Here is a 13452-nt window from a genome sequence, read left to right as displayed (position 1 = left end):
CTCAATCTACTACTTGTTTATTATTTATTATACAACTTAAAGTACACTATAATGCAAGAGGTAAATGTTAATATAAAGGAAAAACAGGAATAGATTACTGCTTTGTTTGCTAATTATGGAAATGGCATTCATTACAAAAAAATAGACAGTAGAAACGCTGTACAAACTTCTGTACATCAACGTTTCTACTGTCTGTCTCCATAAAAGTTATAGAGACGGCGTTCTTTTAACCTACTTTGAAAATACTGGGTTTTCCATCTTTTTATAAATACAAATGCAAAATTAATGCAAATTCATTTATTCACTTCTTATCTTTTAGGAAAGTATCTTACGCTAGACAAACGAGAACAAACGTTTGCACAATAAAAGCACCTTAAATAAACGGAGGGTGTTTACGATGTCAGATAAACCAGATCTAAACGATACTTATTTTTTGAAATATGCAGATCGTGTGATGAAAAAATGGATGACCGCTTTTGCCTTGGGTGAGTTAACTGCAGCAATCAATAAAGTAAAAGCTGAAGCTATGAAAAACATCCCTCGCCTACCTCAGCAAGATTTACAATATATCGAACGTTGTCTTGAGCGATCAATCAAACAAAATAAAGTTCTTGAGATCCAACTAAACATTCGAGATCACCTTGGACGAGTTAAGGATCACGTAGTTGGCACATTTCGCGGTTTTGCAGATCTCAACACTGCAGTGATAAACTCTACAGACGGGGCCAAGCAATACGATCAGTACATCGATTTTAATGACTTACGCCACATGATAGTACATAACTTCACCAAGTGGTCTAATAAACATGATGAGGATCCCTACAATGGTATGGATTTAGAGATTACTCAAGATATTAATGATTTTTGTGCTAGTTACTTTGATGATGGCGATTTTATAGAGTGACCTCTCCCCTACTTTTACAGTAGGGATTTTTATTTGTAAAAAGATTAATAATTTCCTCCCCTCCTTGCGTATATTATCGTAAGGGGGTTTTTATGTGGATCAGATAATTATATTAGACGGTAATGTAGTAGGCTTGGTTAGCGATGGTGGATCGGCTAGTTGGGAGTTTGAGGATCTAGAGGATGCTGCAGAGTTGTATAAATTGCTAGTGCTAAGTTGAGAATAAGATTGCCGAATTTTGCGAAAAAAGCATATATTGGCAGACACAATAGAATGACATATAGTTATTTATGTAATACAATTGTTTGAATAAAATATTATTAAGGAGTGATTTAATTGTTTAAGAAAAAGTTGTTAGTATTAGGTCTATGTTTGTTTAATTTTATGTTGTTTGGAGAAAACGCTATGGCTGCGGAAAATCAAATCCATATTGCAACTCCTGAAGTCAGTGATGTTGTCAAAAATTATGCCAAAGATAACATAGAAAGTTATTTGACTGGTTATTTGTCTTTTGAAGGTAGAAGTATTAACATGGCAGATTATAAGTTATTAGAACCTTTTCAAATGATTAGCGAAAGTAACGAACAAAAAACAAATATATTTCCAGTTAGTGAAAACGGAATTGTAAAATATGTATTTTCCGTTAATTTAACGGAAGACGGGAATTATTCTACTAAACTTTCAAAATTTTTAGCAAATGAAATTGAAAGTTTAAAGTCTACTTATGATAATGCAACAATAACATTTATAGAAAAAAATGGAGATATATACATTGAAAATGATGATTCAATTACTAAAATCTATACTTCTCCAATGAGACCAACTATTGAAGAAAATGTGAGTCAAGATACTTTGAGACAAGAAGTGGATTCCTCTTTAACTACAAGTGTCGAGCTTGACGAATTGAGTAGCATTAAACAATCAAATATCGTTAATAGTCGATCGATAACGGTGGATCAAACTGGTACTAAAATTAATTGGAATGTAACAGAAACTCAAAAATCAGACGAGCAGTGGTGTTCAGCTTATGCCGCAGCAATGATTTTGAACAACAAAAATGATGCTAGACCAACCACTGCAAAACAAATGGCTCAATTCGCAGGAAAAAACAAAAATCAAGCTTTAAGCGCACAGAATGTTATTGAATACGCAAACTCTAGAGGTGTTTATCCTTATTATGTTAATCGCCCTATGAATTGGCAAGAAGTTCTAACACAAGTTAGAAAAAGTAATGCCATTTGGGGAGCATGGGAAGGCTTTGGTGGAAACTATCAAGGTAAATGGCATGCTCTTGACATTATAGGAACATACAAAGTTCCTGGATGGGGTGGTGGAGAACAAAGAGCATACTTTGTTTGGAATCCTTGGTATACTTACCCTGAACTTTGTAATTCAGATAACAATACTTATTATTTAGTTGGTTCGAGTTTTGTTTGGCGTTATTCTGTTACTAATTGGTAATATGAAATTTACATCTTTAAAAAAGAGACTATTCAAAGTCTCTTTTTTAAAGTTATAGGAGCCGAAACACTAGGAATATTTTCAGCATTTGAATGCTTAGAGCTCTCGGAAAAAACTAATGTACTATCGTCATTTAAGGTAAACGAATAGATCGTATCGTTATTTGTACCTAATACATCAATTGTATTATCTTGAATTCTATTGACTTTTAAATTTTCTCCTGAAATCATGTTATCATCAGAAAAATTTAAACTAGCTTTTTGTGAATTGTCTGACTCTTTAATTGTTACTTCAAAATCATCATTTTCATTATACCACTTGCCAAAAAAAGATTTATTAATGACATTAGTTTTGTTTGAACTTGTATTGTTGATATAAATTTCAGTATCTTTTGTATAATCTTCTTTCATTTTACACCCTCCAACGCCAATGAGAATCATAACCCCTACCAAAAGTATTATTTTAACTTTTTTCATCTCAACCTCCAAATAGTATAATCTGTTTCAGAAACACACATTAAGTATACTATATTATATATTAGAAATAAAGAACTAGGTATTAAGGTCGAATTAATTATAAACGAATCGAATTTAACGGATTTAGCTTATGAAACCAACCACATACAATGTTAACACTTTGCCTTTTTATTAAAAAAATGTAAACAAAAAAACCGCCTCGTAAGAGACGGTAAACAATAAATAATTATTCTAGGGAATCTTCTTACTTACACTGAAAGAAGATACTCCTATAATAAGTTAGGTACACCTAAAAGTCAAACGCAAAATAAAACCGCCCTGATGAAAGAGCGGCTGATGATTATGACGAACACATAGATAGGTGTTCTTTTTTTAGTTTATAGTGGTTGAGCGGAGTTGTAAAAAATGTTGAATGGTTAATGGTGGTACCATTTTACTAATATATTACTTAGTTTAATCTTTACAAAAAAATACAGGTACGCTTATACTCACTTTTGCGTTACTTTCTTTTTCTTAACTTTTCTCCAAAAACAAAAAACAGCTATAAACGCCTATACAAAAGCATTTATAACTGTTTTTACATTTCAACTTTTCTTCTCACATTTACTAAAAATGGAGACGGCGGGAGTCGAACCCGCGTCCAAACACATTGTCACTTAAACTTCTACGTTCATAGTCATACTATTTTAAGGTTTCGCTGAAGCTTATGCCGCATAACAGGCCCAAACTCTCGCTAGTCTGATGATCTCTTCTAAATTTTACAGACGGAAAAATTTAGCGTATCCCACTTAATTTGAGACCCTTACTCGAGCACATGGGCGATGCCGAGAGGATCTTCACCCGCTGTTTTTACGCAGCTAGAGCGAAAGTATTGTTTGTGTTTTTAGCAGTTATATTTAACTGTAACGTTTTTACGTAGACGTAACCTACGAAACGCGATTCAAGCTCAACTATGCCTGTCGAATCCGTAACGTCCCCGTTAAGATTAAATAGCATACTATACGCTTTTGTTAGTATAACATATTTTTTTAAACATTTAAAGGATCAAACGTTGCTTCTTCCACCTTTTAGCTGAACAAGATAACAAGCTTCTCTTATTTGACTTTGGCTCTAAAAATCAATGACCTGTTCCAAATACATTCACTAAAACCGTTCCAATCACAATAAAGCCAAGTCCGATAATCGTGGGTGTATTGATTTGTTCTTTCCAATAGACAACAGAAAAAACAGTAATTAAGATGATACCCACTGCTCCCCATAATGCATACGCTACATTTAATGGCATATATTTTATTGCTTTTGATAAACTGTAAAAACAAACTACATAAGCGATCAAGCATTCTACAGATGGAATTAATTTACTGAAACCATCCGTCGCTTTTAATAAATTTGTGGCAATGACCTCACTTATTATAGCTACAAAAAGATATAGATAACCAATCAAACTCGCTCACTCCTTACTATTTCCTCAATCATTATAGCAGAAATCAAACCAAATGAAACAATGATCTTAAGTACTTGCTACGAACATAAAAAGACCACCAATAAACGCAGCAGTTTGTGCTAGCTTGGTGATCTTTCATTAAATGTATAGTGTTAAACTTTAAAATCAAGCCTCATCAGAGTAATTAAGCATCCAATTGATTCCAAATTTATCAACGACCATACCATATTTTTTAGCCCAAAAAGTTTCCCCAAGCGGCATCGATATTTTACCACCTTCTGCTAAACGATTAAAAATTCGATCGATTTTTGCCTCATCATTTGTATTGATTACTAGCGAAACATTATTGCCTTCAATAAACGTCAAGCCCATACCATCTGGTACATCTGATATCATGACAGGTACACCTTCGATTGTTATCGAAGAGTTGATGACCAAGTCTTTCCAAGCTTCCGGCGTTGGGTGTTCGGGATCTGCCGGTGCATCTGCGAATGTCATAATGCCTTCATTTTTCACATCAAACACTGTTTCATAAAAAGCGATCGCGGCCTTTGCCTCATTCTTAAAATTCAAGTACACTTCTAACATGTTAATCATCCTCTCGCTCTATTTTTAATGATTATCTCATGGCAAAATAGATTACGCGAAAAGAACGCTCAACTTAAACTAGAAATCAGTATTCTTTAACAGGGCTTCAACAAATTGTTCCAAGTACGTTTGATCCACCTCGTCATAGCCGTGAGTGATCGAACTATCCAAATCTAACACACCTAATAGCTTCCCATCCTTAACCATCGGCACAACAATCTCAGAACGAGCAGCTGAATCACAAGAGATATAGTTTTTATGATTTTTAACATCTTCAACGATTAACGTTTCACGCTTTTCAGCTGACTCTCCGCAGACCCCTTTCCCCATCGTGATTCGTGTACAAGAAACTTTTCCTTGAAATGGCCCTAAAACTAATTCTTCCCCATTAAATAAATAGTAACCTGCAAAAACAGTATGAGGTAAGGCATCGGCTAATAAGGCAGAAGAATTTGCAAGATTAGCGATTTTATCATGCTCAATTTCAATGATTGCTGCTTGTTGCTGTACTAGCAATTGGTAGGCTGCTGTTTTCTCTTCAGTTGTTTTCCACATTATTCCTGTCACGCTCTTTTCTAGTCATTTACTTTTTATTATAGCACAGAGTAATCCGTTTCCTTTCTAAGTCGTTTGTTTTTTTATTCGCAAAGATATTCATACTCTTCATAACAAGTTCAAACGAATTCACACTTTCTTCAAGCTTTTTTATGTTTGATTTAATCTATTAAGGTTATAGTTTAATCATAGTAAACAACCAATAACTTTGTGGATGAACGTGGTGTTAAAACTCTTTGAGGACTAACGGATGTTTATTCTCGACCTGATGAGGTGTAGGTTCGAATCCTACCGTCCACGTATGTGCAGTTTTTGCACTTAAGTATAGATAGACGCTTTTATAGAAAGGAATGATGTTTATGAAAAAAATTTTAGTTACAGGAGCAACATTATCTGCGATCACGCTGGCTGCCTATTCATTGTTGAAGCATACACCAAAACATCAACATGATTATGGCAAACTATAGTCAAAAAGTTGTCCTGAACGATGCTTGTTCAAGGCAACTTTTTTTGTTATTTTCGATAAATATTTCACAAATATAAATGAGGGCTAGTTATTTAAAAACTAAATGATACTCCCCTTCTTCAGCATTATCTAAATATTGATATAAAATCAATTCCATGATCGCCAACATTGAAATATGAGACGTAATTTCCATCTTATTTAAAAAAAGTTCATCTGTAAATACATAAAAATTAATATCGCTCATATTTTGTACGACGTTATTATCAGCTCCTGTGATCGAAACAAGCAGTGGATGAGCCGCATTTTTTAAGTATTGCATCAATTGAATCCATTCTTCATCTTTTCCTTGATACGTTAAAATAAATACCATATCCTCTGATTTGATCTGCCGTTGCACAATTGCCCGCATCGACTGATCTTCAGGAAATACGACTAAAAATCCAGCTGCGACAAATAGATACTTTACGTATTGCATCAGCTGTTTATTCATGCCTTTAGCAAATAAATAAATAATCGGCTTTTTCTTCAAAAATTCGCCGACTTTGAGCAAACTATTTTTATCGATCACGCGAACGGATTCATTGATATTCTTTAAATACTCTTCCCGATAATCCTTTTGCGACACAACAAAGGGACTGACTTTCTCTTCTTTTTTCTGGTTTAAAAGAGTATATTTGATTACAGTTGTAAATTCACTATAACCAGAAAACCCAATTTTTCTAACAAATCTCAAAAAAGTCGTTGTGGAAACAAAACAATCATCAGCTACTTCTCGAATACTTTTATTTTTAATTTCATTCAAATTTTTCACAACATAGTCAAATAATAGGTGCTCATTTTTTGTTAACTCTGAAACATGAGGGTTTACCACTTCAAAAAAGTCCATCTATTTCCCTCCTACCTAATTTTAGGAATACTTTGTGCAATACAATGAATATTTCCACCGCCTAATAAAATTTCCCTAGCAGGAACGCCGATAATTTTGCGGTCTGGGTATAATGTTTCCAATAATTCTCCAGCTGCCTGATCATTTTTATCATTAAATAAGGGATAGATAATACCGCCATTCGCCGTATAATAACTAACATAGCTAGCAGTCAGTCGATCTCCAGGAAATCTTGGCAACATGCCATTGACTGGGTCTACTCCCTGACTTTCTTCGGTTGTAATATACATGGGTTCAGGCATCAACATTTTGTGAATAGTCAATTTTCGACCTTTGGCATCCGTTTCATTTTTTAATTGTTCATAAGCAGCCTTAGAAATCTCATACTGAGGATCTTCAGGATCATCTGTCCACGTCAAAACAAGCTCACCTGGTCGTACCACATTGAGCATATTATCAATATCACCGTTCGTCTCGTCTAAAAAGAAGCCTTGTTTTAGCCAAATGATTTTTTCTACATTACAGTAGCTTTTTAAGATCGTTTCGATTTCCTCTTTAGAGAGTTTACCATTTCTACCTTCTGAAAGTAAAACTTCTTCAGTTGTATACAATGTTCCATCTCCATCTAAATGAATAGAACACCCCTCTAAAATAAATTCCTTCAAAGAATAATAATCGATTCGATTGAACTCGCATAATTTTTCAGCAATCAAATCATCTTGATCCCAAGGAAAATATAGTCCATCTAATAAGCCGCCCCAAGCATTAAAGCGCCAGTCAACTCCACGAACTTCCCCTTTTTCGTTCGTTACATAAATTGGACCATAATCCTTGATCCAAGCATCATTATTGCTCATTTCCAGTACTCTGATTTTTTCTGGTAATGATTGGCGGACATTTTTGTATTGTTTAGCAGAAACCAACATAGTAACAGGCTCAAACAATGCAATTGCTTTAGCTACGGCTGCATAGGCTGCTTGAGCAGGTTTCCCACCATTACGCCAATTATCAGCTCGCTCCGGCCAAATCAGATATGTTTCTTCATGTGGATCAAATTCTCCTGGTGCAAAAAAGCCATCCTCTTTAGGATTGCTAGTTGTTAATTTCATACGAGCTGCACTCCTTTACTTTATCGGTCACTCTTTATTATTTCAGTATGTAAGCGATATATTTTTAATATATCAGAAAAAAAGAGTAGAAACTAGTTTTTGCCCCTACTCTTCTTATTAAAACTAAGCAGTAATGATTGTGCCGGTTTCTTCTTCTAATAAATTTTTGATATTTTCTAAGGAGGTAATCACCGCTTTACCTTTAGCATTTTCTTTAATAAAGGTTATTGCTGCTTGAACTTTTGGCAACATACTGCCAGGTGCAAACTGATTGTCTTCAATATACTTTTCAATTTCAGCGACACGAACTTTAGTTAAATCCGCTTGGTTTGGTTGATTAAAATTGATACTAACATGATCTACACCTGTTAATATAACCAACATATCTGCATGCACTAAAGCCGCGATTTTTTCAGAAGCAAAGTCTTTATCGATGACAGCTTCAACTCCTTGATAAATTCCCTCTTTGATCACTACGGGAATGCCACCTCCACCTCCAGCAATCGTGATAATCCCGTTTTCTACCATTTGTTGGATCACAGGATATTCAACGATATCGATTGGCTTTGGTGAAGGAACCACTTTACGAAAACCTCGGCCTGAATCCTCGACAAAAACGGCAGATGTCTGTTGTTTTTCGACTTCCATTTCTTCTTTACTTAAAAAAGGACCAATCGGTTTACTTGGTGCTTGAAATGCTGGATCAGTTTCGCTAACAACGACTTGAGTTAGAATTGTAGCGGTATTTTTAGAGAGATTTCTTTTTTTCAACTCAGCTACTAATGCATTTTCTAACCAATAGCCAATGCTGCCTTGAGTCATTGCAACAGCTGTGTCAACTGGCATAGCTGGATTTTTCTCTGTTGCTCCTAATTGCTGCTGCAGTAATAAGTTGCCAACTTGTGGACCATTGCCATGCGTGATGATCAATTCATGTCCTGCCTCAATAAAATCAGCTAAATAATACGCCGTGTGCGCTAAAGCCTTTTGCTGACCTTTAGCACTAGGATCCGTTGTCAGGATCGCATTTCCTCCTAAAGCTACTACAATACGTTTTTTCATAGGTTCCACCTCATTTTGGTACTTGTTGGGTGATACAATGGATATTGCCACCACCTAAAAGAATTTCTCTTGCAGGTACACCAACAACTTTTCTATCAGGATATAATTCTTGCAATAAACTTATGGCTTTTTCATCATTTGGATCATCGAATAACGGTAAAACGATCCCACCATTGGCCGTATAATAATTTGCATAACTGGCAGCTAAACGGTCCCCTTTTTCTCGCGGTAATGTACCTGCTACTGCATCAACACCGAAGCTTTCTTCTTCAGTAATCAAAATAGGTTTTGGTACATATAATTTATGGATAACCAGTTTTCGACCTTTAGCATCTGTTTCATTTTCTAAAATAGCTAAGCATTCTTTAGAAATTTCATATTGTGGATCATTTTGATCATCCGTCCAAGCCAAAACGACTTCACCTGGTTTTACAAAATTAACGATATTATCTACGTGACCATTCGTTTCATCTAGATAAATACCGCGTTTTAGCCAAATAATCTTTTCTAATGAAAGATATTCTTTTAAGACTTGTTCGATTTGTTCTTTTGAAAGTTGAGCATTTCGACCTTCTGAAAGTAAGCACTCTTCTGTCGTGATTAACGTCCCTTCACCATCCACATGAATTGAACCACCTTCTAAGACAAAATCATTTAGGCGATAACGATCTTTCCACTCTACTTCACAAATTTTTTGTGCTACTTGATCATCTTTGTCCCAAGGGAAATAAAGACCGTCGACTAAGCCGCCCCATGAATTAAAGGTCCAATCCACACCACGGATTTCCCCTTCGTCGTTTTTGACAAAGGTCGGTCCACAATCTCGAACCCAAGCATCATCATTCGCTATTTCAACAACCCGAACACTTTCAGGTAACATATGACGAGCATTATCATATTGTTCAGCAGATACACCAACCGTCACAGGTTCAAATTCACTGATTGCAACGGCTACCTCTACAAAGGTTTTCTGAGCTGGTTTACCACCATTTCGCCAATTATCTGGACGTTCCGGCCATAAGATATAGACTCCTTGATGAGGTTCAAATTCTCCTGGCATCCGAAATCCATCTTTTTTTGGTGAGCTATCAATTGTTTTCATGTTCGACACTCCTTTTATCTTGATTTTTTTCTACTTGTTTTTTAGCATATTCTTTATCGCCTAGACGAATACAAATTTCACCTATGATCGTGGCAACAACTGTTCCAATTAGAATCGGGATTTTCTCACTAAATTCCGTACTAGATAATGGTACGACTGAGAAAAATAAGGTAATAACTAATAAAACAAATGGTACATAGGCAATTATTTTTAGTAAAGTTGGCCCACCTGGTACTTTAAACGGTCGTTCTTGATCAGGATCGATTTTACGTAATTTTAAGAAAGCTGGGAACATCATAATATATGAAATTAATAATGCCACCACATTTAAAGCGAAGAAGGCCCAAAAAATATTTTCATTTGGAATAAAGGGTGCTGCAATCACTAAGACTGAAGCGACGATTCCATTGACGATAGATGCGCCTACTGGCATTTCATTTTTAGGATTTTCTTTTGCAAATACTTTTGGCATATCATGATTTTTAGCAGCGTAAAAGGCAACATAGTTGACTCCTAAAGCCCAAGAAATCAGATTTGCTGCTAATGTATACATAAACAATAACCCAATTATGATGACAAATGGATTGATTCCACCAACCAATAAAATAAAGCTATCGATCAAACCACCAGATGTCGACAATTGATCTGCTGGAACTGCTGCTCCCATCCCAAATGCAGCAAAGAGATAGAAGAAGGCAATTAAAATACCACCGAAAATAATGGCTTGAGGAATTTGTTTTTTAGGATTCTCCATATCACTGGCAAGTGTTGTGACCACTTCAAACCCTAAAAAGTTAAATAGTATCACCGAAATAAAACTTAAACTTTCCAAATCAAAACTTGGCAGTAACGCTCTACCAGAAAAATCGTTTGCCATCCCTTTGGTCACAGCGTGATAAATTCCTAAAACACCTAAACAAACCATGATGGCTACTTTAGCAAATGCTGCTAGATTTAAGATCCATTTACTATCACTAACTGGAAAACAACTAATAAACGTAACGGCCCAAATAAAGACTAACTGTCCTACGATCAAAACGGGTGTCCCTAATTCTAATCCGAAAATTTGAGTCATGACCTCTGTAAATAAAACAGCTAAACTTGCCATCCAAATTGGGAAATTGATCCAATAAAACCAAGCTACTCGAGCACCCCAGCGACGACCGAAAGCCATTTTTACCCAATCATAAATTCCTCCATCTCCAGTATACGTCGTCCCTAGTTCAGCTGAAATTAAACCATACGGTAAAAAGAACAAAATAAGTAAAATCCCCCACCAGAAAAATTGCGAGGAGCCAATAGCAGCGGCTGGAGCGGCAGATTCCACAACAAGGATGACAACAACCGCCATTAGAACTGCGTCAAACAACCGAAATTTCTTTTTTTCTTTCATGCTTTGTACGCACCTTTCATTAAAGAAAATGGAAATAGAAGGAGAAAACAATTAACGATCAGTTCTGCTTCTATTCCATTATTTCTTTAAAATCACTTAGCAACTACAGCATTTCTTAACATTAATTCAAATTCCGCATCATACTGCTCACCAACTGCTTCACTGGCATAATCTAAATACGGATTCATGAAATAGACTAATAATGAACGCATGGCTGTTAAACGATTTTCAGCTTCATCTAAAACAACAGAGTAAGGAGCATCTAAGACTTCATCGGTGACTTCTTCTCCTCTGGTTGCAGGTAAGCAATGTAAAAATTTAACGTGAGGTGCAGCCATATCGATCAATGATTTATTAACTTGGTACTTCGGATAGAATGTCGCCATTCGCTCTTCTTCTGATAGTTCCGCTTCATATAAACCGTACCAAACATCTGTATAAATAAAATCAGCATCTTTCATCGCTTCTTCAGCATTTTCTGTAATTAAGACACTACCGCCAGAAAGCTCAGCATTTTTTTTGCCGATAGCAAGAGTTTCGGCTTTGATTTGAAATCCTTTTGGTCCGAACTGAACAAAATCCATCCCCATTTTTGTTGCCATAAACATTGTAGACACACAGACTTGAGTCGCATCTCCAACAAAGACAATTTTACAATCACTGAGTTTTTTACCTACTGGTAAATGTTCTGTCATGGTAATAATGTCGCCTAATTCTTGTGTTGGATGATTATAATCACTCATGCCGTTGATAACTGGAATCGTTGCGTCTTTAGCTAAATCAACGATTGTTTGATGGCGTTCAACACGAGCCATTAAAATATCGACTAATCGGGATAATACTCTGGCTGTATCTCCTAAAGACTCATGCCCACCTAATTGAATTTGACCCGGTGCTAAATATTGGGCATGTCCGCCGAGCTGGGTCATGGCGGTTTCAAATGATACTCTGGTACGAGTTGACGATTGTTCAAAAATCATTCCAAGCGTTTTATCTTTTAAGAGCGGAGGATAATAGCCATTTTTAATGGATTCTTTCAATTTTAAAGCCAATTGGATCATAAAATCGATTTCTGCTTTCGTAAAATCATTTGTATCGACAAAGTCTCTTTTTTTCATCATGTCTTCCACCAATCTATTTTTGATTTTTAATGTCGGAGTCCTCGAGTTTTCCTTTTGACGAGATAAGCATACCTCGAAGTCTACTCTTTTTAAAGCGGTTTCTAAACTCTTGATGAGAAGAACAGTAGCTTGTATTTTGTTCCATTTTACGTAACAGGTTACAAAAAAAGGACAAAAACGAGTTTTTTTCTCGTTTTTGTCCTTTTATCTTATTTATGCGTTCGCTAAATCTTCCCCGTTTGTCGCAATCACTTTTTTATACCAGTCAAATGATTTTTTCTTCGAACGTTTCAAAGTGCCATTGCCTTCGTTGTCGCGATCGACATAGATAAAACCATAACGTTTTTTCATTTCACCTGTTCCAGCTGACACTAAATCAATACAGCCCCACGTTGTATAGCCTAATAAATCGACACCATCAAGTTCCACGGCATCTTTCATTGCTTGGATATGCGCCGCTAGATATTCGATGCGGTAATCATCAATCACGTTGCCGTTTTCGTCTGGTGTATCCACAGCGCCTAAGCCGTTTTCCACGATAAACAATGGTTTTTGGTAACGGTCATACAAATCATTCATTGTTGTCCGTAAACCTAGTGGATCGATCTGCCAGCCCCATTCGCTTGCTTCTAAATATGGATTTTTTACTGAAGCAAAAATGTTTCCCGCTGTTTGTTCATTAACCGCTGGATCGGTTGATTGAACACGTGATGAGTAGTATGAGAATGAAATAAAGTCTACTGTGTGTTCTTTCAATAATTCTAAATCACCGTCTTCAATTGGCAATTCGATGCCTTCACGTTCTAATTCTTTCAACGCATACGCAGGGTATTCTCCACGCGACTGAACATCGATAAAGAAGAAGTTTTCGCGATCCGCTTTACG

Annotated in this window: 14 protein-coding genes and 1 other RNA gene; 3 read left to right on the top strand and 12 right to left on the bottom strand. The window is 35.9% G+C overall.

Annotated features, from left to right (window positions below; translation table 11 throughout):
• Nucleotides 1-397: 397 nt before the first annotated feature.
• From ATZ35_RS12130 to ATZ35_RS12125, 3 genes are all read left to right on the top strand, one after another.
• Complete coding sequence (locus ATZ35_RS12130) at nt 398-904, top strand: hypothetical protein (protein WP_208927463.1); 507 nt, start codon at nt 398-400, stop codon at nt 902-904.
• A gap of 94 nt (nt 905-998) precedes the next feature.
• Complete coding sequence (locus tag ATZ35_RS16885; protein WP_279614908.1) at nt 999-1124, top strand: hypothetical protein; 126 nt, start codon at nt 999-1001, stop codon at nt 1122-1124.
• A gap of 116 nt (nt 1125-1240) precedes the next feature.
• A complete protein-coding gene (locus tag ATZ35_RS12125) occupies nt 1241-2365 on the top strand; it encodes a C47 family peptidase (protein WP_208927462.1) in 1125 nt (374 codons plus the stop codon).
• A 32-nt stretch (nt 2366-2397) separates the two neighbouring features.
• Here ATZ35_RS12125 and ATZ35_RS12120 read toward each other — a convergent pair whose 3' ends face one another.
• From ATZ35_RS12120 to ATZ35_RS12065, 12 genes are all read right to left on the bottom strand, one after another.
• Nucleotides 2398-2841, bottom strand: coding sequence for a hypothetical protein (locus ATZ35_RS12120; protein ID WP_208927461.1), 444 nt, complete (start codon nt 2839-2841; stop codon nt 2398-2400).
• A gap of 610 nt (nt 2842-3451) precedes the next feature.
• Nucleotides 3452-3819, bottom strand: a transfer-messenger RNA (tmRNA) gene (gene ssrA, locus ATZ35_RS12115).
• A 139-nt stretch (nt 3820-3958) separates the two neighbouring features.
• Nucleotides 3959-4282: a DMT family transporter gene (locus tag ATZ35_RS12110; RefSeq protein WP_208930480.1), complete on the bottom strand. Its 324-nt coding sequence runs from the start codon at nt 4280-4282 to the stop codon at nt 3959-3961.
• A 168-nt stretch (nt 4283-4450) separates the two neighbouring features.
• On the bottom strand, nt 4451-4882 hold the full coding sequence (locus ATZ35_RS12105) for a VOC family protein (protein WP_208927460.1): 432 nt from the start codon (nt 4880-4882) through the stop codon (nt 4451-4453).
• Nucleotides 4883-4951: 69 nt separating this feature from the next.
• On the bottom strand, nt 4952-5428 hold the full coding sequence (gene msrC / locus ATZ35_RS12100; protein WP_208927459.1) for a free L-methionine (R)-S-oxide reductase MsrC: 477 nt from the start codon (nt 5426-5428) through the stop codon (nt 4952-4954).
• Nucleotides 5429-5982: 554 nt separating this feature from the next.
• Nucleotides 5983-6780: a MurR/RpiR family transcriptional regulator gene (locus ATZ35_RS12095; RefSeq protein WP_208927458.1), complete on the bottom strand. Its 798-nt coding sequence runs from the start codon at nt 6778-6780 to the stop codon at nt 5983-5985.
• Between the two features lie 11 nt (nt 6781-6791).
• Nucleotides 6792-7889, bottom strand: a complete 1098-nt coding sequence (gene aguA / locus ATZ35_RS12090) for an agmatine deiminase (protein ID WP_208927457.1) — start codon at nt 7887-7889, stop codon at nt 6792-6794.
• Between the two features lie 123 nt (nt 7890-8012).
• Nucleotides 8013-8951 carry a carbamate kinase gene (gene arcC / locus ATZ35_RS12085; RefSeq protein WP_208927456.1) on the bottom strand — a complete coding sequence of 313 codons (939 nt, stop codon included), beginning with the start codon at nt 8949-8951 and terminating at the stop codon, nt 8013-8015.
• A gap of 10 nt (nt 8952-8961) precedes the next feature.
• A complete protein-coding gene (gene aguA / locus ATZ35_RS12080; RefSeq protein WP_208927455.1) occupies nt 8962-10053 on the bottom strand; it encodes an agmatine deiminase in 1092 nt (363 codons plus the stop codon).
• Nucleotides 10040-11446 carry an APC family permease gene (locus tag ATZ35_RS12075; protein ID WP_208927454.1) on the bottom strand — a complete coding sequence of 469 codons (1407 nt, stop codon included), beginning with the start codon at nt 11444-11446 and terminating at the stop codon, nt 10040-10042. The genes aguA (ATZ35_RS12080) and ATZ35_RS12075 overlap by 14 nt, the downstream gene beginning before the upstream one ends.
• Before the next feature lie 92 nt (nt 11447-11538).
• Nucleotides 11539-12564: a putrescine carbamoyltransferase gene (gene ptcA / locus ATZ35_RS12070; RefSeq protein WP_208930479.1), complete on the bottom strand. Its 1026-nt coding sequence runs from the start codon at nt 12562-12564 to the stop codon at nt 11539-11541.
• A 216-nt stretch (nt 12565-12780) separates the two neighbouring features.
• Nucleotides 12781-13452 (bottom strand): family 1 glycosylhydrolase (locus tag ATZ35_RS12065; RefSeq protein WP_208927453.1); only part of this gene is annotated, 672 nt, incomplete at its 5' end.

It is taken from the genome of Enterococcus rotai, assembly GCF_001465345.1.
GTDB classification, from domain to species: Bacteria; Bacillota; Bacilli; order Lactobacillales; family Enterococcaceae; genus Enterococcus_L; species Enterococcus_L rotai.
The sequence above is the reverse complement of the archived record's forward strand: the minus strand, read 5'-3'. Positions and strand labels throughout refer to the sequence as shown.

Bases quoted from the DNA above. Each gene is read 5' to 3' on its own strand.
- aguA (WP_208927455.1), bottom strand. From the start codon at position 10,053: ATGAAAACAATTGATAGCTCACCAAAAAAAGATGGATTTCGGATGCCA.
- ATZ35_RS12105 (WP_208927460.1), bottom strand. From the start codon at position 4,882: ATGATTAACATGTTAGAAGTGTACTTGAATTTTAAGAATGAGGCAAAG.
- ATZ35_RS12130 (WP_208927463.1), top strand. From the start codon at position 398: ATGTCAGATAAACCAGATCTAAACGATACTTATTTTTTGAAATATGCA.
- aguA (WP_208927457.1), bottom strand. From the start codon at position 7,889: ATGAAATTAACAACTAGCAATCCTAAAGAGGATGGCTTTTTTGCACCA.
- ATZ35_RS12120 (WP_208927461.1), bottom strand. From the start codon at position 2,841: ATGAAAAAAGTTAAAATAATACTTTTGGTAGGGGTTATGATTCTCATT.
- ATZ35_RS12095 (WP_208927458.1), bottom strand. From the start codon at position 6,780: ATGGACTTTTTTGAAGTGGTAAACCCTCATGTTTCAGAGTTAACAAAA.
- arcC (WP_208927456.1), bottom strand. From the start codon at position 8,951: ATGAAAAAACGTATTGTAGTAGCTTTAGGAGGAAATGCGATCCTGACA.
- ATZ35_RS12075 (WP_208927454.1), bottom strand. From the start codon at position 11,446: ATGAAAGAAAAAAAGAAATTTCGGTTGTTTGACGCAGTTCTAATGGCG.
- msrC (WP_208927459.1), bottom strand. From the start codon at position 5,428: ATGTGGAAAACAACTGAAGAGAAAACAGCAGCCTACCAATTGCTAGTA.
- ptcA (WP_208930479.1), bottom strand. From the start codon at position 12,564: ATGAAAAAAAGAGACTTTGTCGATACAAATGATTTTACGAAAGCAGAA.